This is a genomic window from Shinella sp. H4-D48 (genome assembly GCF_022637395.1).
Classification (GTDB): domain Bacteria; phylum Pseudomonadota; class Alphaproteobacteria; order Rhizobiales; family Rhizobiaceae; genus Shinella; species Shinella sedimenti.
The window spans coordinates 875,797-900,617 of the sequence record NZ_CP093337.1 but is presented as its reverse complement, the minus strand read 5'-3'; the positions used below and the strand labels follow the sequence as shown (position 1 = coordinate 900,617).

Genomic DNA, 24,821 nt, shown 5'->3' with positions numbered 1-24,821 from the left:
ATGTGATCGACGATGCCCTGCTCGACCGGATAATTGCCGTGCCGGTCCTGATCAACCGGCCGTTTGTCAGGACGGCTCTAGGGGTGCGGCTCTGCCGGCCGTCGGAGCATCTGCTGGAGATCCTGCCGGAGACACATCCTGGCTGACGTCGGCGTTTCGCGCTGCCGTCGCGGGCGCCATGCCGAAAGCCGCACGCAACGTCACCTCGCTTCTTTGGGCGAACCGTCGGGCCGCATACCGCCCCCAGGCGGCATTTTGCGGCGGAAGGGGACCGGTCAGGCGTTCGATGATCTGTTCCGGCGCCACGGCGATGTGCAGGAGATTTTCAACCGTGCACAGACGGTGGGCAAGCGAGCCCTGCCGCACCACCACGGGAATGCCGAGCTGCACGGCCCGCCCGAGGATGCCGCTGGCGTGATCGCCCGCGCGCGGATAGAGGCACCAGATCACATCGCTCGCCGCATAGGCGCCCAGCAGTTCGGCATCCGACAGGACGCGATCCACAGCCACGCCGCCGGCCTCCTCCAGCACCAGCGCATGCTCGGCAATATCGGGCGCAACCCTGCCGCAGGCAAGAAAGGTAAAGCGCTTTCGCAGGGCGGAAAAGCGGGCAAAGGCATCCGCAAAGAGATCGAAGCCCTTGCAACGGCTCTGCGTGCCTAGAGCCGTCATAACGAAACGGTTTCCCGGGCGGCGCTCCCGGCGCAGGCGCTCGACGGCCTCGCGCTCCTCTTCTGTCACATCCCAGAGCTGGAAGTCGTAGATCCAATCGTCGGCGATCGCGGAGAAGGCCGGAAAGACGCTGAACGGTACGATGGTCAGCGTGCGGACCAGCCGACAACGCTTCATCACGCGCAGCACCATGCGCTTGGAGCGGTAGCGCAGGCGCGGAGAAACGGCGATCGGCATGGGCCGCAACAACAAGCCCACCGTCCGCCGGCCGAGCAGGGCGCGCACAAGCGCGACCAGGACATAAAGAAGAAATGTTTCCTCGACCGCGAGAAAGACGACTGCCGCCCGCGCCAGGAAGAGATCGCGCAGACGCCCATGGCGCGCGCCAAACAGCCGCTCGAGCGCACGCAGATAGGCCGGGCGCCGCCCCGTCTCGCTGTGCATATAAACAACAGGACCGCCGGGGCAGCCGACCGCCCCGCCGGTCCCTTGCCGGCCCCTCCACCAGGCGCCCCACGCCCTCAAACTGTCCGACCGCGCAAGCGAACCCGACGCCGCCGGCTGCCTTGCGTCAACCTGCATGCCTGCCCCCCGAATGTATCGCAGCGTGTTTTCGGCGCACGCAGGAAACCGTCCGACAGGACGGGCTTTCGCCAACCTGTCGGTTGAAGCACTTTTTCAGCCCGAGGTGACACACCTCGAAATGCAACTTTATCGCTAATAATAAGACTTTAACTTGTTTTTAACAGATATCAAGTGTCGTTTTGCAACCTGTAAAGGTACGTGTCGTCAGAGCGCGGTTGCATGCTTGTCGCGCGCCACCTCAGCGTCCATAAAGACCTTTCACCCGCAAGCGCGCAGAGACCCGTATGAACCTCAAGGAATTCGCAAGCCGCATCGGACTGTCAGCGACGACGGTGAGCCGGGCGATGAGCGGCTATCCGGAAGTACGGCCGGAAACGCGCGCGCGGGTGCTGGAGGCTGCCGAGACGCTGGGCTACCGGCCGAACATCAGCGCGCAACGCCTTGCGACCGGCCGGGCCGGCGCCATCGGCATCGTGTTCCAGGGCGGTGGACGCTTCGGCCCGCATTCAAGCGAGTTCATGGGCGGACTTTCGACGCGCCTGCAACGGGACGGCATCGATATTCTCGTCTCGACCGTCGAGACGGAAGTGGAGGAAATCGCGGCCTACCGCCGGCTCGCCGCGAGCAAGAGGGTCGATGCTGTAATCCTCCATACGCCGACCTGTAGGGACAAGCGGATCGCGCTTCTCCAGACGCTCGGTCTTCCCTTCGTCGTCCATGGGAGGAGCGAAGCAAAAAAGCCCTTCGCCTTTCTCGACATCGACAATTTCGGAGCGATCGCAGAGGCGACGCGGCATCTTGCCGTGCTGGGTCACCGGCGCATCGCCTTTATCAACGGAGATACGGCCAGCACCTTTGCCCGCGACCGCCAAGACGGTTACTGCGCGGCGCTGGCAGAACATGGCCTGACGCCCGACTCCACCCTGATGAGCCATGGCGAATTTACCGACGAGACCGGATTTCGCCTCACGCAGTGCTTTCTCGGCCTGCCCTCCCCGCCCACCGCGATCATTGCGGGCTCCATGATGTCGGCGCTCGGCGCCATGCGGGCCATCCGCGTCGCGGGGCTATCGCCGGGAACCGATGTCGCGATCGTCGCCCATGATGACGTCTTTCCCTATCTCAGCCCCGAAAACCTCGTGCCGGCTGTCACGACGACGCAATCGCCGATCCGCGCGGCTGGCGAGCGGATCGGCGACATGGCGCTGCGGCTGCTGCAGGGTGAGCCCCCTGAGACATTGCAGGAGGTCTGGCCGGTCGAGCTTATCGTACGAGACTCCACACGCCCTGCCCCGGCCTGAGATCACACGGCGAGTTCGCGCCGCTCCTTCTCGGTTTCCATGGCAAGATCGAGCACCTTCTGAAGGTCCGCGGCGTGGCGGAAGCCCGGCTCGATGGTTATGCGCGCTTCTACGGCGGCGGCAAAGCGCTGATAGTTTGTCAGGACCGAGCCCGCATCGATATCACGCCAGATGGCCTTTTCGACATCCTCGCCCAGGCAGCCGCGTAGCCTCGATCCTTCCGTCGAGTGCACCACCTCGAGCGCGCCCCTGTCGCCATGCATGCGCAGGCGCAATTCGTTGAGGTGGCCCGTGGCCCAGCGGCTGGCATGGATAACCCCGAGCGCGCCGTTCGCAAAGTCGACCGTCATGGTGAAGCTGTCATTGGCGTCGAGATCGTATTCGCCGATGCGATTGTCCGGCGCCTTGTCGAAGGCCTTCATCCGGGCAAAGACATGCTCCACATCGCTCGCCGCGCCATAGCTTGCAAAGTCGAGGATGTGGATGCCGACATCGCCGAGGACGCCGTTGGAACCGTGACGTGTGGAAAGGCGCCAGAGCCACTGGCTTTCCGTCGCCCAGTTGCCCCAGGCCTTCGAGACGAGCCAGCTCTGAAGGTAGGAGGCCTCGACATGACGGACATGCCCGATCTCGCCTGCCAGAACCATGGTGCGCGCCACCTGAAGCGGCGCGACATTGCGGTAGGTGAGATTGACCATGTTGACGAGGCCCGAGGCCTCGGCAACGCGCGCCATCTCGTCGGCCTTGGCATAAGTCTCGGCCAGCGGCTTTTCGCACATGACATGCTTGCCGGCGGCCAGAAGTGCAAGCGTGGTGGGGTGGTGCGCCCGGTCCGGCGTTACGTTTGTCGCGGCATCGAAGCCGTTCCATGCAATGGCATCGTCCAGCGAGGTGAAAACATTGGGAATGTCGTGCATATCGGCAAACGCTTTTGCGCGCGACGGATCCACATCGACGGCACCGACGAGACTGACGCCGGGGATCGCGGCAAAATGCTGGGCATGTGCCTTGGCCATGCCGCCGGTTCCGAGAATAAGAAGACGCATGGAAACCTCAACGATACCCGGCTTCGCCGGCTTCATGCAGTTTCGGGCCGCGTTCCTCTATCGGTTCCAGCGCCTGTTCGACGGGCACGTTCGGCGCGTCATGGATGGCCGCATAGGTGCCCTGCGGATTGAAGGCCCATTTCACACCGTTCACGAGCACCTTCTGAACGGTAGCATCGTGATAGGTCGGGTAGGTTTCATGGCCGGGACGGAAGTAGAAGATGTTGCCGGCCCCGCGTCGCCATGTCATGCCCGAACGGAAGACTTCACCGCCGGCAAACCATGAGATGAAGACCGTCTCCAGCGGTTCCGGCACCGAGAATTGTTCGCCGTACATCTCCTCGTTTTCCAGAACGAAGTTTTCCCCGAGGCCCTCCGCGATCGGGTGACGCGGATTGATCACCCAAAGGCGCTCGCGCTCGCCCGCCTCACGCCATTTCAGCGCGCAGGGCGTGCCCATCAGCCGCTTGAAGATCTTGGAGAAATGGCCGGAATGAAGGACGAGCAGCCCCATGCCTTCCCAGACGCGCCTGGCCACCCGCTCCACCACCGCATCATCGACGGCGCCGTGGTCCTTGTGGCCCCACCACAGAAGCACATCGGTCTCGGCAAGGCGCTCTTCGCTGAGGCCGTGTTCCGGCTCCTGAAGCGTGGCCGTCGTGGCCTGAATGGCGGCATCCCTGTTGAGCGCGTCGGCGATCGTGTTGTGCATGCCGTTGGGATAGATCGAGCGGACGATCGCGTTCGTCTGCTCGTGGATGTTTTCACCCCATACAATGGTGCGTATCGCCATGTGTCGTTCCTCTGAAGCCAAAATTGAAACCGCTTTCAATTTTCCCGAATCGTTAGAACCAGTCCCGATTCTTTGCAAGCGGGATGCACTGCGGATTCCGGTATCCTTCAGTGGAATGTCGACTTGGAGAAAAGGTTCAGTACAAGAACGCCTGCAATGATGAGACCGAGGCCGAAAAGGGCCGCCGGATCGAGCTTCTGACCGAAGACAAAATAGCCGACGAGCGAAATCAGAACGATTCCCAGCCCGCTCCAGATTGCGTAGGCGATGCCAACGGGCACATAGCGCAGGCTCCAGGACAGAAAGAAGAAAGCGATGGCGTAGCAGACGACCATCGCCAAGGTTGGAACGAGGCGGGTGAAATGCTGTGCGGCCTGCATGGCGGAGGTCCCGAGTACCTCAAAAACAATGGCGACGACGAGGACGGCATAGACAATGGCGGGGTTCATGGCTTTGCTCCGGCGCACAGGCGCCAACAGGACGATCAGAGGCGGGACATATCCAGCAGCCGCTTCAACAGGGTCGCACGCATCGCAGTGTCTATGACCGACACGCCGAGAAGGTCGTCGAGCCACAGACCGTCCACCGCGTAGCGGGCGAGCGTGGCATCGAGTGACGAGTCTGTGCCGATATTCTCGACGAGGTGCCGGTCGAACCATTCCCGCCACCGGTCGCGTAGATGCGGCTCGGAAATCAGCGCGACGGTCAGCACCTTCCATCTATCGCCATCCTCCAGTCCTTCCGGCTGGAAGAACGTGGCGATATAGGCGCGGGTGAACCGGCCCTTCGGCTCCGGATCGACCTGCATCCGCTCTGCCAGAACCCGATCCAGATCCTGTGTCAGGTCGTCGAACAGGCCGTCGAGCAGCGAAAGCTTGTTGGGAAAATGGTGCAGCAGGCCGCCCTTGCTGACCCCCGCCGCCTGCGAGACAGCGTCAAGCGTCACGCTCGCCGGCCCCTTTTCCAGCGACAGGCGTGCTGCCACCGCCAGCACTTGCCGGCGGACCGCTTCGGGACGTTTCTTACGATGATGTGCCTTGCTCATGAAAAAACATACCGTCTGGACGGTTTTCTGTCAATGCCAAGCGATACCGCGCGGCGCGCTTCGTCGCAGGCATCGCATCGACATTGCCAGCCCTGACGGCAGGCGGTAAGACGGACCAAACGGAAGAGCACCATGACGGACGAACCCGACGGTCAGGGAAGAGAGACGATCACCCTTTACGAAGCCGTCGGCGGCGACGCGGGCGTGCGGGCGCTAACGCGCCGGTTCTACGAACTGATGGATACCCTGCGGGAAGCCGCGCGGTGCCGGGCCATCCACCCGCCGGATCTCGCCGGAAGCGAGGAAAAGCTCTACGAATACCTGACAGGGTGGCTGGGCGGCCCGCCGCTCTATACCGAAAAGCGCGGGCATCCGATGCTGCGCCGCCGGCATTTCGATGCGGCGATCGGCCCGGCGGAGCGCGACGAATGGCTCCTCTGTTTCGTCCAGGCGCTGGAGGAGACCGTACCGAGCGAGGGCTTGAGAAAGATCATTCTCGAGCCTGTGACGCGCCTTGCCCACCACATGCAGAACCAGGATTGAACCCATGTCGTTTTCGTTTCGCTCGACGAGCCTTCTGATCGCCGGCCTTATGGGCCTCACCGGCATCGTGGCGGCTGCCGCCGCGTCCCATGGCAGCGACCCGCGCCTGATGGCGGGCGCATCGGCCATGTGCCTTGCGCACGCCCCCGCGCTGATCGCGCTCTACAGCGCCTGGCGGTCCGTGCGCACCGCACCGCTGGCCGCTCTTTTGATGATTGCGGGAACCGCGCTCTTTGCCGGCGATCTCGTCATGCGCCACTTCGCCGGCCACGGGCTTTTCCCGATGTCCGCGCCGACGGGCGGCGTCATCATGATGTCGGGATGGCTGGCCGTGGCACTGGGCGCCGTCCTGCCGCGCAACGAGGCCTGAACGGCGCGTCGTCCTGCCTGCGACGTAAAAGGCCAGGCGTGATGACACACCGGGCTGCCATGAATTGACGCTGGCGAAGGTCGTCTCAGGCGCCGACGACGGCGGTAAAACCTTCGAATTTCGGCGGGCCGAGATACATGGCGCGGTTGTCGCCGGCATTCTTGTGCGCCTGCCGGAAGTTTTCCGATTTCGTCCAGGCGACGAAGTCCTCTTTGCTCGCCCAAACGGTATGGGAGGCAAACAGCGTGTAGCCTTCGTCGGCATCCGTATCGCCACGCAACAGGTGGAAGGTCTTGAAGCCGGGCATTTCGGCGAGGCTCGATTCCCGCCCCTTCCAGATATTCTCGAAAGCCTCCTCATGACCTACGGCGATGCGGAAGCGGTTCATGGCGACGAACATTCAAGACCTCTCAGTGCTTTTCCCACCGCAGGCGATGCGGCACCGGGAAGGCTACGACATTGTCGTTGCGCGCATCAAGCCCTTGTTCGCCTTCGAAACCGGCCGAACGGTCGGAACGGACATTACGGAGGGGGAACTCCGTCACATTCCCGCTCTTCAGCATCTCCTGCCGGTTTGCCATCCATTCGTAGAGCTCCGGCACGAGGCCGTCGCCATTCTGCGCGGCGAGCTTGTGAAGGCCGATCATCATGAAGGGCTCGGGTCTCTCGTCACTCACTGCACATTGTCTCCCTGGCTCATGCTCTGCAAGGCGCGCTCGAAGGAGGATTTGCTGCCGTTGCGCAGCGGCACGAAGGCCTTCTCCCACTTCTTGCAGCCCGTCTTCACGCGGATGCAGGCATCGTGGCTGATACAGTCGATAGGGCAGAAGACGCAGTCGACCGAGGGCAGCACATTGTCGATGCGCGAGACCGCCTCGCGCAGACCGCCGTCGTGGTGGATGAGGTTTGCACCGTAGGAGCTGGCGATCTGCCTGAGATGCGCCACCTGGCAATCGCGGCCGCCGACATACAGGAAACTGCGCCCCTTGAGCTCGGCCTTGCCGTCGGACTTCTGGTCCGCCTCGACGTCCCGGCGGGCCTGATGCTTCTGCCTGTTCTTCTCACGCATGGCTTTCCTCTCCGCTTCGCCGGTCCTGCGCTTGATGGTGGTCACTTCCACACTTTGCTGCGCCTTAACCTCGGCCTGCGCCGTGGCAGGCACCACTGCTGCAACGGCTTGCGGCGCGTCAGCCATCTGCTTCCTGAGCGCTGCCAGCTGGCGTTCCAGGTCGGCGATACGCCGGTCACGCTCGGCAATCTTCGCCTTCAGGATCGATTCCATACGGCCCGCAGTCATTCCGTTCATGCAACATCCCCTTTGGCACTCCACCGCTGTGGAGCCTCAGTCAGGGCAACCTACAAAACTTGATTTTCAGAGTAAAGTATAAAGTTGACCATAAAACTCATATTTTATGGCAAAAGAATCCCGCCGATCATAGGACGGCGGGAAAAGAACGTCAGTTGAAGACGATCGGAACCGTGAACGCCCAGGATGAACGCCCGGCCGCCTCGGGAATCTTGGCGAAGGGTGCCGCGCGCATCACGGCCTCAACCGCGGCATTGTCGAGCGCACCGCTGCCGGAACTGCGCGCAACCCTGACGCCGCTCGCCTGACCGCCGGCGCCCACGGTGAAGCTCACCACAACGCTGCCGCGATCGCCGCCCGACACGCGCCGCTTGGCGCGGTTGATCTTGCTGCGCACCTTTCCCGGATAGTTGCTGACGGCGGCATTGCCGGCCATCGTCGAATTGCCCTTCTTCTGCCCGCCGACGGCGCCGACCTTCACATCGGCGGAACCATCGACCTCGCCGCGGGTCGCATTTTCCCGGGCCTTGCCCTCCTCGCCAGCCTTGCGAACGACTTTCTGCTTGGGCTTCTTGCGCTCCACCTTCTTGACCGGCTTTTCCTTCTTCACCTCGGGAACCGGCTTGATTTCGCGCTCTGGCTCTATTTCAGGCTTGATCTCCGGAATCGGCACGGCCGCAATTTCCACCTCCGCCGAGGGAACAATCATCTCCTCGACAGGCTGGGAAACGATCGGCTCGACGGGAGCGATCTCGCTTGTTTCGGGCGTAATTTCCGTTGGCTGAATTTCGGCCACTTCCTGCGGCTCAGATTCCGCCACCTCGGGCTGGATCGTCTCGGGCGTGATCATGTCGTCGGGCTTGCCCGATTCGACGGCCTCGAATGCGCCATTGCCGAGCATCGCCACTTCGGCGACGACGCCACCGGCGATCAGCGCTTCGTCTTCCGGCGGTTGCGGCGTCATGGTGAGGATTGCAGCCGCACCCGCATGAGCAAGCAGGGAAAGAATGCCCGCACCGCCCCAGAGCCATTTGCTTCCAGCCATCACGCCACCCGTATTTCCGTTTCATGCATCGCGATGCGTCATGCACCGCGCACTCGATTCAATCCCTTCGGCTCAACCATCGAGACCGGCAGAAGCCTTGCTGCGTGTAACGATCCCGTCCATGCAGCGACCCTTTTCCAACCCTTCGCCTTCGCAGACGGGCGCGTCGTTGATCAGCAGATTCTTCACCGTTTCGCACTTGATGCCCGGCACATCGAACTGGCGCACCTTGGACTTGCCGGCAGGCAGTTCACGGAAATCGAGCAGCGCGAGGCGCTCCACCGTACCCTTGTCGTTGAAGATCACGAACTCGAACGACACCTTCGAAACGTCCTGCGCAAATCCGTTGCCGGCGACAAAGGTGAAGAGGCAGCCCTTTTGCGACGCAGCCAGCGCGTTCAACTCGATATCCAGCCCCTTGGCTGCGGCCGCCTCCTGGGCTGCGGCACCGGTGACGGCGGCAGCGGAAAGCATCGCGGAAATCAGAAGGGTGCGTCGGATCATTGTATCGCCTGCTTTTTTTGTCGGCCGACTAGCGCGGCCATCGCCATTCCACCAGCCCCGAACAATTAACATGACTTTCCGGGACTGGTATTGCGTCAATAGATAAATATGAGTAAGCAAGTCAAGATAGTAAAGACCAGAATTCCTGCCAAACCCCTGCTTCAACGAGAAAAATCTCGGGGAAAAAGCAGGCCAAGAAATTGCAACACGCATCTCGACGAAGGCCGCGCCCAATGACCAATACGACCCGACCGACCCCCGCCGAAATCCGCGCTTTCCGCGCCGAAAACCCCAAGATGCGCGAACGCGACATCGCCGCACAGCTCGGCATTTCGGAAGCGGCGCTCGTGGCGGCGGAAGTTGGCCTGACGGCGGTGCGCATCGACGGCGACGCCAATCGCTTTCTGGAGCGCTCGGAAGCGCTCGGCGAAGTCATGGCGCTGACCCGCAACGAGAGCGTGGTGCACGAAAAGATCGGCGTCTTCGAGAATATCAATACGGGCAAGCACGCCTCCATCGTGCTGGGCGAGAACATCGACCTGCGCATCTTCCCCGGCACCTGGGCGCATGGCTTCGCCGTGACGAAGGTGGACGGTGATCAGGTTCGCCGCAGCCTCCAGTTCTTCGACAAGGCCGGCAATGCCGTCCACAAGGTGCACCTGCGCCCGGCTTCCAACCTCGAAGCCTATGAGGCCATCGTCGCCGACTTCCGACTGGAGGACCAGTCACAGGAATTCGTGGAGGTCATCTCGGAGAAGACCGTCGAGACCGGCCCCGTCGACGTGGAGGCGCTGCGCGAAAACTGGAGCACGATGACGGATACGCACCAGTTCTTCGGCATGCTGCGCAAGCTGAAGATCGCGCGCCAGGACGCCGTTCGCAGCATCGGTGAGGATTTCGCGCACGAGGTTCGCGCAGATGCCGTGAGCGCTCTGCTGCATGCCTCCGCCGAGCGCGGCGCCGATATCATGTGCTTTGTCGGCAACCATGGCACGATCCAGATCCACACCGGCCCCGTCCACAACATCCAGCCGATGGGCCCATGGATTAACGTCATGGACCCGACCTTCCACATGCATCTGCGCACCGATCACGTCGCTGAATGCTGGGTCGTGCGCAAGCCGACCAGCGACGGGCACGTCACTTCGCTCGAGGCTTACGACGCCAGCGGCGAAATGATCGTACAGTTCTTCGGCAAGCGGAAGGAAGGCATGACGGAACGCGCTGACTGGCGCGAGATCCTCGAAAGCCTGCCGCGCCCCGACAGCGCCGCCGCCTGAGGGCATGTCGCCGCAGGATCACCACCCGAGGATCAGACCATGAGCAAGAGCTTCGACTTCCGCCGCGCCCGTCCCTGGGAAGTGGCGCTTACCGTGTTCGCCCTGTCCGCCCCACTGCTTCTGCCCTTGTCGCCCGCAGGGTCGCAGGGCTTCGTCCGCCAGGCGATCGCTCAGGAGATGCAGCAGGTCGACACCTCCAAGGTGGTGGTGATCGGCGGCGCGCTCACCGAGATCGTCTATGCGCTGGGTGAAGAGGGTCGCCTCGTGGCACGCGATTCCACCAGCATGTATCCCAAGGAAGCCATGAAGCTGCCCGACGTCGGCTACATGCGCGCGCTTTCGCCCGAAGGCGTGATGGCCGTCAACCCGACCGCCATCCTGGCCGTCGAAGGCAGCGGCCCGGCCGATGCGCTGGCGGTGCTGAAGAGCAGCGGCGTTCCCTTCGAGACGGTTCCGGAAGGCTTCGACCGCGCGGCCATCCTGAAGAAGATCGACATCGTCGGCACCTTCCTCGGCGTACCGGAAAAGACGAAGGCACTGGAGGAGAAGGTCGGCGCCGATCTGGATGCCGCCATCGCCGAAGCTGCCAAGCGTCCTGAAAATGAACGAAAACGCGTCCTCTTCGTCCTCAGCTTCCAGAACGGTCGGGCCATGGCGGCCGGCGGCCACACAGCGGCCGACGGCATCATAGGTCTGTCAGGCGGCATCAACGCCACGGATGGCGCATTCGAAGGCTACAAGCCGCTGACCGACGAGGCGGTCATCAATGCCAAGCCCGATGTGATCATGCTCATGGATCGTCCGGGCCACGGCTCGAGCGACGAGGAGGTTCTGAAGCATCCGGCAATCTCGCTGACACCGGCCGCCGCAAACAAGGCGATCCTACGCATGGACGGCCTGCACCTGCTCGGCTTTGGCCCGCGCACCGCCTCGGCCATTCGCGACCTGAACAAAGCACTGTACGGCAAGGCCGGTAATGTCTCTCAATGATGCCTTGCGCACCCCTGCGCACGGTTCTCGCCTGATGCGTAGCGCCAAGATCCGCCCCGAAGGGGACAGAAGCGCGGTCGCCCGCCTGACGCTGGTCATCCTCGTCGGGCTGTCTCTGATCGCGCTCGCCCTTTCGATCGCCACGGGCGCTTCCGATGCATCCGCGCTGCGTGTCATCGGTGCGCTGCTCGGCGGCACCGAAGACACCGTGCTCAGCATGCGCGACCGCATCATCGTGCTGGATATCCGCATGCCGCGCGCCCTTCTCGGCTTTCTGATCGGCGCAGCACTCGCCATGTCGGGCGCCGTCATGCAGGGCCTTTTCCGCAACCCGTTGGCCGATCCCGGTCTTGTCGGCATCTCCTCGGGTTCGGCGCTCGGCGCGGTTCTGATGATCGTGCTGGGCGCGAGCATGCCCGCCGGTCTCATGGCCTCGCTTGGCGCTTTCACGCTGCCTGCGGCCGCCTTTGTGGGCGGCCTCCTGACCACGCTGCTGCTTTACCGCATCGCCACGCGCGGCGGCCAGACGTCGGTTGCCACGATGCTGCTCGCCGGCATCGCCATTTCCGCACTGACCGGTGCCGTGACCGGCATCCTCATCTACATGGCCGATGACAAGCAACTGCGCGACATCACCTTCTGGGGTCTCGGCTCGCTCTCAGGCATGACCTGGACGAAGGTCGCCGCCGCAGCACCCATCATCCTGCTCGCCCTCGTCGTCGTGCCCTTCCTGTCGCGCGGGCTCAATGCGATCACGCTTGGCGAGGCTGCGGCCTTCCACATGGGCGTGAAGGTTCAGCGCCTGAAATACACCGCCATCGTGGCCGTCGCCGGCGCGGTCGGCGCGTCGGTTGCCGTCAGCGGCGGCATCGGGTTCGTCGGCATCGTGGTGCCGCATCTGTTGCGCCTCGTCATCGGGCCTGATCACCGCTATCTTCTGCCGGCGTCAGCCCTGCTGGGCGGTGTCCTGCTGCTTGGCGCCGACATGCTGGCGCGCACCATCGTCGCGCCGGCCGAAGTGCCGATCGGCATCATCACCGCGCTTGCCGGCGCGCCCTTCTTCCTCTGGGTGCTGCTTCGCCATCGTGGACGCGACAGCTGGTAGAACACATGATCGACGCAAGAAACCTCACGGTCAGCCTCTCCGGCAAGACTATCGTGCACAGCGTGTCGCTGGCCGCGAAAGCCGGCGAGATCACGGCGATCGTCGGCCCGAACGGCTCAGGCAAGACCACCACCATGAAGGCCATCGCGGGTGAATTGCCCAGCAAGGGCGAGATCACCCTGAACGGCCACGATATCCGCGCGCTCGAGCCGTGGCAGCTTGCGGTCAAGCGCGCAGTCCTCCCCCAGGCCGCCACAATCGCTTTCCCGTTCACTGTGCGGGAAATCGTGCGCCTCGGCCTCACCGTCGGTCCGAACCGCCACGCCGAGCGTGTCGATGCTATCACGGCCGAAGCCCTCGCTGCGGTGGATCTCGGCGGCTTTGCCGGACGCTTCTATCAGGAGCTTTCCGGCGGCGAACAGCAGCGCGTGCAGCTTGCCCGCGTGCTCTCACAGATATGGGAACCCGTGCTCGACGGCGAGCCCTGTTTCCTCATGCTGGACGAGCCCGTTTCCGCGCTCGACATCCGCCATCAGCTCACCATCATGCAGCTGGCAAGACGCTACTGTGAAGGCGGCGGCGGCGTGATCGCAGTCATGCATGACCTCAACCTGACGGCGATGTTCGCCGATCACATGGTGATGATGAAGAACGGCACCGTTGCCCATGCTGGCCGCCCCGCCGCGGTGATGACCGACGACGCCATGGAGGCGGTTTTCGGCTGCCGCATGCGCATCAACGGCGTTCCAGGACCGGGCGTGCCTTTCGTTCTGCCGCATACCGCGTCATACTGATTTTTCGGAACCTTTTTTCGTTCGCCACGTTAGGTTGCCGGAAGACCGTTCCGCCAAGGGGGTGGAGCGCGTATCGCACGCGCCTGACGCAGGCGACCGCAAAAGGAGAAACGGCATGGCCAACGGAATGTTTTCATCGCGAAAGAAGAGCCTCCGGGAAGGTCTGGACGACAAGGCAAGCGCCGTAGAGGACCAGATTGCCGAGCTGCGCGAAGAACTTGCAGCACTTGCCCGCAGCATGGCCGATGATGCCGCAAGCGGCGCCAGCAGCATCCGCAAGAAGGCCCGCGCTGCCAAGGCTGATGCCCGCGACACCGTGCGCGGCCTGAAAAGCCGCGCCGACACAGACATCCGCGACATGATCGCCGCCGGGGAGGATATCCTCGCGGACTTCCAGTCGCGTTACCAGGATTCCGGCCGCAAGGCACGCGAGGCCGTGCGGGAGCACCCGCTCGCGACCCTCGGCATCGCCGCCGCCGCAGGCTTTCTGCTCGCCGGCCTGCTGCGTCGCTGATCATACAAATCCTGAACGGGGAAGCCGCAACGGCTTCCCCGCCTTATTTTTGCGGAGCGCAAAAGCATGCTGTCACTGGGGGCCGTTCTCGTCCAAAATCTCGTCAGCCGTGTCAGCGACCGGGTCGATGAGACGGTGGACATCGCCAAGCGAAACGTAATCGCGGGCCTTGTGATAGGTCTGCTTCTGCTGACCGCCTATGTCCTGACACTTGTTGGGGCGGCCATTCTGCTTGCGCGCCATTACGGCGCTGGCCCCGCCCTGTTCGGGCTGGCGGGCGGCTTTCTGGTGCTGGCACTGATCATTCTGGGGATCGTCGCGGCCCGCAACAAGCGGGAACGGGAACTGCGGCGCCTGCGCCGTCAGCAGCTCGCAGCACGTCGCGACCTGATGGCGGCCGCCGCGACCATGGCGACCCGCAAACCCTTCGCCGCGACCGCAGTTGCGCTCGCGCTCGGTTTCATGCTCGCGCCGAAATCGCGCCGCGACGACGACTGAGCAAGGCGTTACATCAACGATATGGTGATTAGAGCGGCAGTCGTATGACTGCCGTTACGCCTTGCGGCAGATATTCAACATGAACGCTGCTGCCGAGGATCTTGTCCAGGCTGCGCTCGATCAGCACGGAGCCAAAGCCCCGACGTAAAGCAGGGGCGACCGGCGGGCCGCCCATTTCATGCCAGGTCATATTGAGCACGTCCTGACCGTCCTCGACTACCACGCGCGCGGTGATGACCACCTTGCCTGACGGCACCGAGAAGGCGCCATATTTGCGCGCATTGGTTGCCAGTTCATGCAGCACCAGCCCCAGACCGACGGCCTGATCCGGTCCGAGCTGAACCTCGTCCTTGTGGACCTCCACCTGCTGTTCGAAGTCAATGGCATAGGGCATGATCTGCTTTTCGAGCAGCATTTTCAGCCGGATGACGCCCCATTCATGATCGCTGAGCAGCCCATGCGCTTCTGAAAGCGATTGCAGGCGCCCGGCAAACGCATCCATGAACGCCACCGGATCGCTTGTCTGGCGCAGCGTCTGCCGCGCAAGCGATTGCAGCATGGCCAATGTATTCTTCACGCGATGGTTCAATTCACGAAGCAGAAGACGCGTCCGGTCCGATGCAAGCTGCGCGTCCGTCACATCCACGTTGATACCAAGGAAAACCGTCGGTTTCCCGTTGGCGTCTCGCTCATGCACCCGCCCGCGTCCGAGCAGCCAACGACCGGACTTCGCCGTGCGGAAAAGCCCGTCATACTCCTTGCCGGAGGCCAGTGCACGACGCAGCCGCCCGATCGCGAGCTTCCGGTCGGCGCCGTGCACCGTCATGAAGAACTTTCGCGCGCTGAGCGGGCGTGGAGGCTGCACGCCGAACATGCGGTAGAACGTGTCATTGCCCGAAATGATCCCGGTCGAGATATCCCAGAGCCAGCTCGCCACATTGGCCGCATCCAGCGCCAGCGCATGGCGCTTCTCGTCGCGCGAGATTGCTTCGGCCGCAAGCGTGCGCCGGCGTGTCTCCTCCTTGAGCTTGATCAGCGATGCCGCGAGCGAGGCAAGCCGTTCCAGCCGCTGCAACAAATCGTCAGGCCAATGCGCCTGCGCAACCACATCGCCGACGACAACGCATCCAACCGGCCGGCCGTCGATCATGATCGGCGCACCGGCATAGGACAGCAGTTTGGGCGTACAGCCAAACGTCTCGAGATTGGAGAAACGGGGATCCACGCGCGCGTCGGGGACCAGCAGCGCATCACCGCCATGGGCCATCAGGCTGGCGTTGAAAGTTCCTCTCAGCGGCATCCTTATTTCTGATGTGCCAAGTCGGGCGAGAAAACACTGGTCCTGGTCAGCGAACACGCTGACGATGGAAACCGGCGCGGAAACGAAACCGGCGGCCAGAGCGGCGATGCCATCGAAATCCGGATCCGGGCCGAAGAACTCAGGGACCGCATTGCCAAGCGCCGACGAGCGGTCTGGTAATCCCAGAGCCGCAGCGTCAACCACCGGCAATGCTTGAACAGTGTCCTTCATCCACCTTCTCGTCAGGCGATCGCGTGTCCGCTGAGCGCGCCCGAAGGCACTGGCACAGCCGCGTTTCGCCTTACCCCTCTTCCTTCCCCGTCATCGTGACGGCAACCCCTCTTACCATCTCACGATGCAAAAGCGCGCGACGTGATCGGCGCCGACACGGCGTCGGGACCGTAGTCGCTCTCCCCGCTCACCTGCAAGAGCTCCTGCAGGCGCTGCCGGGCACGATTGACGCGGCTCTTGATGGTACCGAGCGCGCAACCGCAAATCTCGGCCGCCTCTTCGTATGAGAACCCGGACGCGCCGACAAGGATAATCGCCTCGCGCTGCTCGTCCGGCAGCTTTTCCAGCGCCTTCTTGAAGTCCTGCATGTCGAGCGAGCCATACTGGGAGGGATGCTGGGCCATGTTTTCGGTGAAGATACCATCGGAATCCTGCACCTCGCGGCCGCGCTTGCGCATCTTGCTGTAAAGCTCGTTGCGCAGGATCGTGAAGAGCCAGGCCTTCATGTTCGTGCCCATCTCGAACTGTTCCTGCTTGGCCCAGGCCTTCATGATCGTGTCCTGAACGAGATCGTCGGCCTGATCATGCCGGCCGATCAGAGAAATCGCAAAGGCGCGAAGGCTGGGAAGAACAGCCAGCAGTTCCCGCTTGAACGTGGTCGGTTGCTCCATATGGGTGCCCTCACTCGACCCGCTGGGCGCTGTTTTCAACAGCGTCGAGCTTTTCGAGGAGATCCAGAAACTTCTGGGGAAGCGTCTCCTCCTGCACCGAATGGTAGAACGCGCGCAATTTGACCGCGATCTGCGCATTTGCGCCATTCACCTTCGCGGGAGGCTGTCTCGTGTCTCTTTTCTTTTCCAAGCTATTCACTCACGGCCACTTTCTTTGTTCCTGGCGCCAGTCAGGCGGATTTGGCTTGAAAATGCCCGGCATTGAAAAAAGTTCCATGGTTCGGAACCTAATTTCGGCAAGCGCGTTAATGCCGTCAACTGCGATTGTCGCATTTCCAAAAACAGGGGATAAATCATGCCGATTTCCGACCGCATCGGGCCACACCTGCCGGCGTTGCGCCGCTATGCGCGTGCGCTTACGGGAACCCAGTCTTCCGGTGACGCCTATGTGGCCGCGATGCTGGAGACCATTCTCATCGACCCTTCTACAATGGCCGAGAACGGCGACGATAAAAAACGCCTCTTCTGCCTGCTCAGCCGCATCATTTCTTCGCTGCCGGTATCGATCAGCCGCGGTACGGATGCACCGTTGCCGGGCGTCGCGAACCCCTTTGATCTTTCCACCGTTCCGCCGCTTGCGCGGCAGGCATTGCTTCTGGCGACCGTCGAAACCTTCTCCGTCGAAGCGACGGCCGAAATCCTCGATCAGGAGGTCGATACCGTCAGGCGCCTGCTCGACGCAACATTCGCCGACATCGCCGCTCAGGCTGAGACCGGCATCATGATCATCGAGGACGAACCGCTCATTGCGCTCGATCTCGCCCATATGGTGAGCGGCATGGGCCATCGGGTGGCGGGCATTGCCAGGACGCAGTCCGAAGCCGAGGCGCTGTGGCGCGACAGCCAGCCGGGCCTCGTTCTCGCCGACGTGCGGCTTGCCGATGGATCCTCCGGCATCGACGCCGTGAACACCATCCTGTCGAGGGTCGATATTCCCGTCATCTTCATCACCGCTTATCCGGAACGCCTTCTGACGGGCGAGCGCCCGGAACCAGCCTTCCTCGTCTCCAAGCCTTTCAATCCCGAACAGGTGAAGGTGCTCATCAATCAGGCCCTGCTCTTCACGCCGCAGCCCCGCGTAGCGGCTTGATCCTGCTCCCGGACAAGCCGTAGCGGCGGCGCGGCTGGGCGGCGGTGGGATGGCACGCCCACCGCCGCCTTTTATTTGGGAATTTTTGCCAAAAAAACAGCCAGTGCCGTCGCGGCACTGGCTGCTTGATTGTCCACGAACCGGAGGGGGGACGGTCTCGTGGTCGTGAACCGGTCGAGGGCCTCGCAATTGGGGGATATGCGCAGACCGGTTACAGCAGAAGAACTCACGGTCTGAAATTTGGTTCCGCCGTTTTGCAGATTTATTGAAGGTTTTACACGTCGAGATTTTCAAGCTCCGCCCGGTGCCGGTGGAGCGCCAGGAAACGCTTGTAATCGCGATCGTATCCGGCCTTTCGCGCAGGATCCGGCAGGAAGGCGGACCCGCCCGGATACATGGCAGCCCCGGCTTCGGAAAGATCGGCATGAAGACCGCCTGCAACGGCCGCAACCATGGCGGTGCCGAGAAGCACGGAATCCTCCGTTTCCGGCACCACGACACGGCAGCCCGTGACATCGCGATAGAGTTCCATCAGCAACGGATTGCGCACATGGCCGCCCGCGACATGGAGCGTATCGAACCGGTAGCCGCGCTCGCCGAAGGTTTCGAGGATATGCCGAATGCCGAGCGCGATACCCACACAGGTTCGCCAGTACAGCCGGCAAAGACCGCCGAAGGATGCGTCGAGCGTAAGGCCGCTGATGACGCCCAGCGCATGGGGATCGGCCAGCGGCGCACGGTTGCCGTGGAAATCCGGCAGCACATGCATGCGTGCGGCAAGCGCGACGCCCTCCTCCTCAAGCATCTCTCGAATGCGGGCGACGATCCGGGCATGGTTGCGCGTGGACGGCTCGCCGCCGGCGCTGTGTGAACGCACGATATGATCGAGCAATGCGCCGGTGGCAGACTGTCCCGCCTCGACGAGCCACCACTCGGGCAGCAGCACCTCATAATAAGGCCCCCACGTGCCGTGGCCGAATTTCTTGTCCCGCGCAAAGGCGGCGATGCAGCTCGATGTGCCGCCGATCAGCGCAAGCTGCCTTTCCAGCATTTCAGGTTCGCCGGCGAAGGGACCGAGCAGGCCTAGCGTGCCGGCATAGGCATCGATGAGGCCCGTTGCCACGACGCAACCGGCGTCGAGGCCGAGATCCGCCGCCGCCTGCGGTGTCAACTGTCCAACGGCTTCGCCTGCGGCCAGGATATCGTGCGGCAGCAAACCCCTGCGGTCCATGTCCTCAAGGCCGATAACCTGGAGAAAGCTTTCGTTCCAGGGTTTTGCCTCGTGAGAGAGATAGCACCACTTCGCCGTCATGGTGCAGCGCGAACGGGCATTCGACCCCGTGGCACGCCAGGTGATGAAGTCGGCAAGGTCGAAGACGTAGCCGGCCCGCGCCCATTGCTCCGGCTGGTGGCGCTTCAGCCACATCAGCTTGGGCATCTGCATTTCCGGCGACATCACGAAACCCGAATGCGCCAGCACCGGATGGGCGGTTTCCGTGCAGATGTCGGCTTCCCTCAGGGCCCGATGATCGAGCCAGACGATCGTATCCCAGTGATCGTCCGCGCCGGAGACAGCGAGAGGCCGTCCCTCGGTGTCGCGCATCACGAGGGAGCAGGTGGCATCCACGCCGAGGGCTGCGACCCGCGACGCGTCCACGCCACTTGCCGCCACCGCACCCCTCACGGCGGCACAGGTGGCCCTCCAGATATCTTCGGAATCGTGTTCGGCGTAATCCGCAGCCGGTCGGCGCATCGCGATGGCATGCTCGGATCGGCCGAGCAAAGCACCGCTCCGGTCAAACACGCCCGCACGGGCGCTGCCGGTGCCGATGTCCACCGCAACGATCAGATCGCGCATCAATGCTCTTTCCCGTCGCCCTTTTCGTTGCGGATAAACTGTAACAATTCCCGCATGTCGTCAAACAGCGCGTCGGGTTGCAGGCGATAAAGAGCTTCTTGGTGCTCCGGAGAGCGCGCATGCGAGCCGCCGGTAAAGGCCACGACCCGCATTCCGGCGGATTTGGCCGCCGTAATCCCGGCCGGACTGTCTTCCACCACGACGCAATGCGCAGGCGCAACACCCATCGCAGCACTGGCGTGGAGGAAAAGATCAGGCGCCGGCTTGCCGCGTGAGACCATGGTGGCGCTGAAGATATTGGGTTCGAAGCGGTCGATAAGCCCTGTCACGGCAAGCGAGAGACGGATGCGCTCTGGCTGGCTGGAAGACGCGACGCAGTGAGCAATGCCGAGCCTGTCGACCGTCTCGGCAATGCCGTCGATCGGCTGGAGTTCGGCGCGAAAGCGCGCATAGAGCGCCTTGCGCATCGCTTCCAGAAAAGCGGCATCGACAGCAAGGCCATAATCGTCATGCAGGATTTCCGACATGCTTTTCAGGCTGCGGCCGAGAAAGCGGGCATGCGCCTCCGCCTCGCTCATCACCACGCCGGCCGAAGCCAACGCCTCGACCAGAACCGCAAGCGAGATCGGCTCGCTGTCGACAAGCACGCCGTCGCAATCGAAGATGACCAGTTCCGTCGGGTTGGCGGCCATGAGGTTCCGTTCCATGTTCAGAGCCCCCTCCTACTTCCTGCCAAATACGATGAAAAGGCCCGGATCGACCACGATCTTTCAGTTTGCCAGATTACCTTCCAGATAGAGCTTCAGCGTCGCCCGCGTCCCCTTGCGCTGGAGGGTTTGCAGCGCGTTCGAGAAACGTCGGCGGAAGAGTTCGGAATCCGCCACAGAACCGAAGATCTCCTTCAGTTCCAGGAACGCGGCCGGATTTTCCCTGGCGGCCAGAGCGGCGGCATGGATGCGGTCGATGTTGGGATCGTTGAAGCCGATCGTCTTGCCGCTGTCCGTCGTACCGGCCAGATAGTGGCACCAGAGCGCCGACACGAGTGCAAGCCCCACGACATCCTCGCCGCGCGAAAGCCGGTCGGCAGTCGACGGCAGGATGAACTTGGGCTGACGGTTGGAGCCGTCCTGTGCAAGCCGCGGAATGGTGTCGCCGATCTTGGGATTGGAAAAGCGATGTTCGATGAGCGCGAAATAATCGTTGAGGTCGGTGTCCGGCACCGGCGGGATCACGGGAATGATCTCTTCGCGCTCCAGCTTGGCCAGAAAGGCGCGGATATCCGCGTCCTCCATCGCCTCGTGCACGAAATGAATATCGAGCAGCGCGGCCGGATAGGCGATGGCTGCATGACCGCCATTGAGGATACGGATCTTCATGTGCTCGTAAGGCGCGACGTCGGGCACGAACTGCACGCCGACCTTTTCGAGCGCCGGGCGTCCCTCAGGGAAGTTGTCCTCCAGCACCCACTGCTTGAACTCTTCGCAGAAAACCGGCCAGGCATCCGCAATGCCGTAGTCGTCCGCGACGATACCGATTTCGCGCGGGCCGGTGGCCGGCGTGATACGGTCGACCATACCGTTCGGAAAGGCAACGCTGGCATCGATCCAGTCGGCAAGATCAGGATCGGAAAGGCGGGCAAGGCCGGAGACAGCCGCATGCGTGACCTCGCCATTGCCCGGAATGTTGTCGCAGGACATCACCGTATAGGGCGCGATACCCTTATCCCTGCGGGCCTTCAGGCCGGCGAGGATGAGGCCGAACACGGTCTTCGGCGCGGCGGGATCGGCCGCGTCCGCGACGATGGCGGGATGGGTCGGATCGAAGACACCGGATGCGGGGTTGATGAAGTAACCGCCCTCGGTGATCGTCAGAGAGACGATCCGGATCGCCGGATCGGCGAGCGCCGCAATGGTCGCGGCGGCATTGCCGGGTGCAAGGTAATCGATCATCGCGCCGGTTACGCGCGCGCCGGACCTGTTGTTGTCCTGCTCGACCACGGTCGTCAGGAAATCCTGCCCGGCCAGCTTGTCGCGCATGGCCGCATCGGACGGCAGGACGCCGGCGCCGACGATTGCCCAGTCATGATCGCGGCCGAGATTGAAGAGATCGTCGAGATAGATCGCCTGGTGCGCCCGGTGGAAATTGCCGACGCCGAAATGGACGATGCCGGCCTTGAGGCTGCCGCGGTCATAGGAAGGCACGCTGGCGGTGCCTGAGACGTCCTTGAGGGTGGCGAGCGACAGTTTCGTGGTCATGGTCATTCCTTCCGGTTTGCTCCGGTCAATGCTTGTGCAGGTCCGACGCGATGCGGTTTCGCTCATCGGGCAGGCGCGGGCTTTCGCTACGCCCGACCGATGCCGCGTGCCCCTATCGGATCGCCTTGTCGCTTTCGTCGAAGCGGTGAATGCGGCTGTCGTCCGGAGTGAGGTAGACGACGTCACCGTGGGTGACGATGAAATCGCCGTCGGCGCGAACGGTCAGCATGCCGATACCCTCGACATTTACATGCAGGAACGTGTCGGAGCCGAGGTGCTCGGCCACGCCGACGACGCCCTTCCAGGTGCCGGCATCCTTGGAAAGCTTGATATGCTCGGGGCGGATGCCGACGGTCGGCGCATTCCACGGCTTCGCGGACTCACCTTTGACGAAATTCATGCGCGGCGAGCCGATGAAGCCGGCGACGAAGAGGTTGTCGGGCTTGTTGTAGAGATCGAGCGGCGAGCCGACCTGCTCGATATTGCCGGCATTCAGCACCACGATCTTGTCGGCCATGGTCATGGCCTCGACCTGGTCGTGGGTCACGTAGATCATCGTGGTCTTCAGCTGGTGATGCAGTTCGCTGATCTCCAGCCGCATTGTGCCGCGCAGGGCCGCATCTAGGTTGGACAGCGGCTCATCGAAGAGAAAAGCCGACGGTTCGCGCACGATCGCACGGCCGATAGCCACACGCTGACGCTGACCGCCGGAAAGTTGGCCCGGACGGCGTTCGAGATAGTTGGTGAGGTTCAGCACGCGCGCCGCTTCCGCCACCTTCTTTTCAATCACCTCGGGGCTTGCCTTCGCCATCTTGAGCGGGAAGGCGATGTTCTTGCGCACCGTCATATGCGGATAGAGCGCATAGGACTGGAACACCATGGCAAGGCCACGCTTGGCGGGCGCCGCCGATGTCACGTCCTTGCCGTCGATCTCGATGGTGCCGGAGGTCGTGTCTTCCAGGCCCGCGATCAAACGCAGCAGCGTGGACTTGCCGCAGCCCGACGGGCCGACGAAAACGACGAATTCGCCATCCTCGATGGTCAGGTCGATGCCCGGAATGACCTGCGTCGCGCCAAAGGACTTGTTGACCTTTTTCAGGATGATCTTGCCCATGAGTTCCCTCCCCTTACTTCACGGCGCCGAAGGTCAGGCCGCGGACGAGCTGTTTCTGCGAGAACCATCCCATGATGAGGATGGGGGCGATGGCGAGCGTCGATGCCGCCGATAGTTTCGCCCAGAAGAGACCCTGCGGGCTCGAGAACGACGCGATGAAGGCCGTCAGCGGAGCGGCGTTCGTCGTCGTCAGGCGGATCGTCCAGAACGACTCGTTCCAGGCGAGGATGATGTTGAGCAGGAGTGTAGAGGCGATGCCCGGCACCGCCATTGGCGTCAGAACATGCACGATCTCGTCGAACAGCGAGGCGCCGTCCATGCGCGCCGCTTCCAGGATTTCGCCCGGAATCTCGCGGAAGTAGGTGTAGAGCATCCACACGACGATCGGCAGGTTGATCAGCGTCAGCATGACCGTCAGGCCGATGCGCGTGTCGAGCAGGCCGAAATCGCGGAAGATGAGGTAGATCGGTACCAGCACGGCGACGGCGGGCATCATCTTGGTGGAGAGCATCCACATCAGGATGTCCTTGGTGCGCCGCGTCGGCGAGAACGCCATGGACCATGCCGCCGGTATGGCGACAAAGAGCGCGAGAATCGTGGAGCCGACCGCGATGACCACCGAGTTCATGAACGGCTTCAGATAGCCGCTCTGCGTCTGCACCGTCACATAGCTTTCCAGCGTGAAGGACGGGATGAGGTTGAAACCCTTGATCGCTTCCGTCTCCGTCTTCAGCGAGGTGATGATGGTGTAGAGGATCGGGAAGAAGATGATGAGGGCGATGATCCAGGCGGCGGCGGTGGCCACGGCCATGCGGCGGGTCGAGACTGCTCGTGCCATGACGTTTCTCCCTACTTGTCCAGGTTCTTGCCGACAGCGCGCATCAGGAAGATGGCGATGATATTGGCCAGGATGACCGCGATGATGCCGCCCGCCGATGCGCCGCCGACGTCGTAGCCCAGAAGCGCGGTGCGGTAGATCAGGAAGGCAAGGTTGGTGGAGGCATAGCCCGGCCCGCCATTGGTGGTGACGAGGATTTCCGCATAGACGCCGAGCAGGAAGATCGTCTGGATCAGGATGACGACCGTGATGGCACGCGACAGATGCGGCAGCGTCAGATAGACGAAGCGGCTCACGAAGCCCGCGCCATCCATTTCAGCCGCCTCCTTCTGCTCACCATCGAGCGACTGGAGCGCCGTGAGCAGAATGAGGGTGGCGAACGGCAACCATTGCCAGGCGACGATGATGATGATCGAGAGCAGCGGGAACTGTGCGAACCAGTCGATCGGCTGGAAGCCCAAGGCGCGGTTGATATCCGCAAGCACCCCGTAGCCGGGATGCATGATCATGTTCTTCCAGACCAATGCGGCCACCGGCGGCATGACGAAGAAGGGCGAGATGATCATGATGCGCACGATGCCCTGGCCCCACATCGGCTGGTCGAGCAGGAGCGCGATGCCGATGCCGCCGATGACTGTGATCAGCAGCACGCCGCCGACGATCAGCAGCGTGTTCCAGATAGACTGGAAGAAGGCCGGATCCGTGTAGAAGAACTTATAATTGAAGAGACCTGTCCAGCTGACATTCGCCGGGTTCAGAAGATTGTAGTTCTGGAACGAGAACCACAATGTCATGGCCAGCGGCACGATCATCCAGATCAGAAGCAGGCCCACAGAGGGTGCCAACATTAGACGCGCAAGACCGCGCGTATTCTCCGTCGCCATGATCGTGACCTCCCGGTTTGCCGGCGCGCCAAAACGCCGGACAGGTTTCGCTTCCCCGCATTGGGTGGAACCCAAATGTTCTTGTCACTTGTTTTTTATTGAGCCGGCGCGAGCTGCGGCAAGCGTCCC

Annotated in this window: 30 protein-coding genes; 10 read left to right on the top strand and 20 right to left on the bottom strand. The window is 62.7% G+C overall.

Features of this window, described 5'->3' with window-relative positions; translation table 11 throughout:
• Positions 1-66: 66 nt before the first annotated feature.
• Positions 67-1,116, bottom strand: coding sequence for a hypothetical protein (locus MNR02_RS04300; protein WP_241948207.1), 1,050 nt, complete (start codon positions 1,114-1,116; stop codon positions 67-69).
• A gap of 425 nt (positions 1,117-1,541) precedes the next feature.
• Here MNR02_RS04300 and MNR02_RS04295 point away from each other — a divergent pair, with 425 nt between their 5' ends.
• Positions 1,542-2,558, top strand: coding sequence for a substrate-binding domain-containing protein (locus MNR02_RS04295; protein ID WP_241948206.1), 1,017 nt, complete (start codon positions 1,542-1,544; stop codon positions 2,556-2,558).
• Positions 2,559-2,560: 2 nt separating this feature from the next.
• Here the strand turns inward: MNR02_RS04295 and MNR02_RS04290 are convergent, their stop codons facing one another.
• The 4 genes from MNR02_RS04290 to MNR02_RS04275 all read right to left on the bottom strand — a co-directional run bounded on the left by MNR02_RS04290 (position 2,561) and on the right by MNR02_RS04275 (position 5,442).
• Positions 2,561-3,604: a Gfo/Idh/MocA family protein gene (locus tag MNR02_RS04290; protein WP_241948205.1), complete on the bottom strand. Its 1,044-nt coding sequence runs from the start codon at positions 3,602-3,604 to the stop codon at positions 2,561-2,563.
• Positions 3,605-3,611: 7 nt separating this feature from the next.
• A complete protein-coding gene (locus tag MNR02_RS04285; RefSeq protein ID WP_241948204.1) occupies positions 3,612-4,397 on the bottom strand; it encodes a ThuA domain-containing protein in 786 nt (261 codons plus the stop codon).
• 107 nt (positions 4,398-4,504) lie between these two features.
• Positions 4,505-4,846 (bottom strand): multidrug efflux SMR transporter, encoded by a 342-nt coding sequence (locus tag MNR02_RS04280; protein WP_241948203.1) that lies wholly within the window; start codon positions 4,844-4,846, stop codon positions 4,505-4,507.
• Between the two features lie 35 nt (positions 4,847-4,881).
• Positions 4,882-5,442, bottom strand: coding sequence for a TetR/AcrR family transcriptional regulator (locus tag MNR02_RS04275; RefSeq protein ID WP_241948202.1), 561 nt, complete (start codon positions 5,440-5,442; stop codon positions 4,882-4,884).
• Between the two features lie 132 nt (positions 5,443-5,574).
• Here MNR02_RS04275 and MNR02_RS04270 point away from each other — a divergent pair, with 132 nt between their 5' ends.
• Together MNR02_RS04270 and MNR02_RS04265 are read left to right on the top strand one after the other, a co-directional pair.
• A complete protein-coding gene (locus MNR02_RS04270; RefSeq protein ID WP_241948201.1) occupies positions 5,575-5,985 on the top strand; it encodes a group II truncated hemoglobin in 411 nt (136 codons plus the stop codon).
• A gap of 4 nt (positions 5,986-5,989) precedes the next feature.
• Positions 5,990-6,355 (top strand): DUF423 domain-containing protein, encoded by a 366-nt coding sequence (locus MNR02_RS04265; protein WP_241948200.1) that lies wholly within the window; start codon positions 5,990-5,992, stop codon positions 6,353-6,355.
• A gap of 85 nt (positions 6,356-6,440) precedes the next feature.
• On the opposite strand, the gene MNR02_RS04260 is transcribed toward MNR02_RS04265, so the two are convergent.
• The 5 genes from MNR02_RS04260 to MNR02_RS04240 all read right to left on the bottom strand — a co-directional run bounded on the left by MNR02_RS04260 (position 6,441) and on the right by MNR02_RS04240 (position 9,210).
• Complete coding sequence (locus MNR02_RS04260) at positions 6,441-6,755, bottom strand: antibiotic biosynthesis monooxygenase (protein WP_241948199.1); 315 nt, start codon at positions 6,753-6,755, stop codon at positions 6,441-6,443.
• A gap of 10 nt (positions 6,756-6,765) precedes the next feature.
• Positions 6,766-7,032, bottom strand: coding sequence for a hypothetical protein (locus MNR02_RS04255; protein ID WP_241948198.1), 267 nt, complete (start codon positions 7,030-7,032; stop codon positions 6,766-6,768).
• Positions 7,029-7,424, bottom strand: coding sequence for a DUF2325 domain-containing protein (locus MNR02_RS04250; protein ID WP_241948821.1), 396 nt, complete (start codon positions 7,422-7,424; stop codon positions 7,029-7,031). The genes MNR02_RS04255 and MNR02_RS04250 overlap by 4 nt, the downstream gene beginning before the upstream one ends.
• Positions 7,425-7,812: 388 nt before the next feature.
• Positions 7,813-8,706 carry an energy transducer TonB gene (locus tag MNR02_RS04245; protein ID WP_241948197.1) on the bottom strand — a complete coding sequence of 298 codons (894 nt, stop codon included), beginning with the start codon at positions 8,704-8,706 and terminating at the stop codon, positions 7,813-7,815.
• Positions 8,707-8,778: 72 nt separating this feature from the next.
• The gene (locus MNR02_RS04240) at positions 8,779-9,210 is read right to left on the bottom strand and encodes a hypothetical protein (RefSeq protein WP_241602479.1); all 432 of its coding nucleotides are present in this window, start codon (positions 9,208-9,210) and stop codon (positions 8,779-8,781) included.
• Positions 9,211-9,443: 233 nt separating this feature from the next.
• On the opposite strand from MNR02_RS04240, the gene MNR02_RS04235 reads away from it, so the two are divergent.
• From MNR02_RS04235 to MNR02_RS04210, 6 genes are all read left to right on the top strand, one after another.
• Complete coding sequence (locus tag MNR02_RS04235) at positions 9,444-10,490, top strand: hemin-degrading factor (RefSeq protein WP_241948196.1); 1,047 nt, start codon at positions 9,444-9,446, stop codon at positions 10,488-10,490.
• A gap of 39 nt (positions 10,491-10,529) precedes the next feature.
• The gene (locus MNR02_RS04230) at positions 10,530-11,480 is read left to right on the top strand and encodes a hemin ABC transporter substrate-binding protein (protein WP_241948195.1); all 951 of its coding nucleotides are present in this window, start codon (positions 10,530-10,532) and stop codon (positions 11,478-11,480) included.
• Complete coding sequence (locus tag MNR02_RS04225) at positions 11,467-12,585, top strand: FecCD family ABC transporter permease (protein ID WP_371746706.1); 1,119 nt, start codon at positions 11,467-11,469, stop codon at positions 12,583-12,585. Before MNR02_RS04230 ends, MNR02_RS04225 begins: the two co-directional genes overlap by 14 nt.
• Before the next feature lie 5 nt (positions 12,586-12,590).
• The gene (locus MNR02_RS04220; protein ID WP_241602468.1) at positions 12,591-13,379 is read left to right on the top strand and encodes a heme ABC transporter ATP-binding protein; all 789 of its coding nucleotides are present in this window, start codon (positions 12,591-12,593) and stop codon (positions 13,377-13,379) included.
• Between the two features lie 115 nt (positions 13,380-13,494).
• Positions 13,495-13,893, top strand: a complete 399-nt coding sequence (locus MNR02_RS04215) for a hypothetical protein (protein ID WP_241602467.1) — start codon at positions 13,495-13,497, stop codon at positions 13,891-13,893.
• Between the two features lie 66 nt (positions 13,894-13,959).
• Complete coding sequence (locus tag MNR02_RS04210) at positions 13,960-14,391, top strand: hypothetical protein (protein WP_241948193.1); 432 nt, start codon at positions 13,960-13,962, stop codon at positions 14,389-14,391.
• 28 nt (positions 14,392-14,419) lie between these two features.
• Here the strand turns inward: MNR02_RS04210 and MNR02_RS04205 are convergent, their stop codons facing one another.
• From MNR02_RS04205 to MNR02_RS04190, 4 genes are all read right to left on the bottom strand, one after another.
• The gene (locus tag MNR02_RS04205) at positions 14,420-15,922 is read right to left on the bottom strand and encodes an HWE histidine kinase domain-containing protein (RefSeq protein WP_241948192.1); all 1,503 of its coding nucleotides are present in this window, start codon (positions 15,920-15,922) and stop codon (positions 14,420-14,422) included.
• A gap of 119 nt (positions 15,923-16,041) precedes the next feature.
• A complete protein-coding gene (locus tag MNR02_RS04200; RefSeq protein WP_160869925.1) occupies positions 16,042-16,593 on the bottom strand; it encodes an RNA polymerase sigma factor in 552 nt (183 codons plus the stop codon).
• Positions 16,594-16,603: 10 nt separating this feature from the next.
• A complete protein-coding gene (locus MNR02_RS04195) occupies positions 16,604-16,783 on the bottom strand; it encodes a NepR family anti-sigma factor (RefSeq protein ID WP_370879991.1) in 180 nt (59 codons plus the stop codon).
• 5 nt (positions 16,784-16,788) lie between these two features.
• Positions 16,789-16,950 (bottom strand): hypothetical protein, encoded by a 162-nt coding sequence (locus tag MNR02_RS04190; RefSeq protein WP_241602461.1) that lies wholly within the window; start codon positions 16,948-16,950, stop codon positions 16,789-16,791.
• Here MNR02_RS04190 and MNR02_RS04185 point away from each other — a divergent pair.
• Positions 16,949-17,743 carry a response regulator gene (locus MNR02_RS04185; protein ID WP_241948191.1) on the top strand — a complete coding sequence of 265 codons (795 nt, stop codon included), beginning with the start codon at positions 16,949-16,951 and terminating at the stop codon, positions 17,741-17,743. The genes MNR02_RS04190 and MNR02_RS04185 overlap by 2 nt on opposite strands.
• A gap of 274 nt (positions 17,744-18,017) precedes the next feature.
• Here the strand turns inward: MNR02_RS04185 and MNR02_RS04180 are convergent, their stop codons facing one another.
• From MNR02_RS04180 to MNR02_RS04155, 6 genes are all read right to left on the bottom strand, one after another.
• Positions 18,018-19,601: an FGGY-family carbohydrate kinase gene (locus MNR02_RS04180; protein ID WP_241948190.1), complete on the bottom strand. Its 1,584-nt coding sequence runs from the start codon at positions 19,599-19,601 to the stop codon at positions 18,018-18,020.
• Entirely contained in the window at positions 19,601-20,293 is a 693-nt protein-coding gene (locus MNR02_RS04175; RefSeq protein WP_241948820.1) for an HAD family phosphatase, read from the bottom strand. Before MNR02_RS04175 ends, MNR02_RS04180 begins: the two co-directional genes overlap by 1 nt.
• A 78-nt stretch (positions 20,294-20,371) precedes the next feature.
• Complete coding sequence (locus tag MNR02_RS04170; RefSeq protein ID WP_241948189.1) at positions 20,372-21,856, bottom strand: mannitol dehydrogenase family protein; 1,485 nt, start codon at positions 21,854-21,856, stop codon at positions 20,372-20,374.
• A 112-nt stretch (positions 21,857-21,968) separates the two neighbouring features.
• The gene (locus MNR02_RS04165) at positions 21,969-22,970 is read right to left on the bottom strand and encodes an ABC transporter ATP-binding protein (protein ID WP_241948188.1); all 1,002 of its coding nucleotides are present in this window, start codon (positions 22,968-22,970) and stop codon (positions 21,969-21,971) included.
• A 13-nt stretch (positions 22,971-22,983) separates the two neighbouring features.
• Positions 22,984-23,808, bottom strand: coding sequence for a carbohydrate ABC transporter permease (locus MNR02_RS04160; RefSeq protein WP_241948187.1), 825 nt, complete (start codon positions 23,806-23,808; stop codon positions 22,984-22,986).
• An 11-nt stretch (positions 23,809-23,819) separates the two neighbouring features.
• Positions 23,820-24,692 (bottom strand): carbohydrate ABC transporter permease, encoded by an 873-nt coding sequence (locus MNR02_RS04155; RefSeq protein ID WP_241602442.1) that lies wholly within the window; start codon positions 24,690-24,692, stop codon positions 23,820-23,822.
• Between the last annotated feature and the right edge of the window lie 129 nt (positions 24,693-24,821).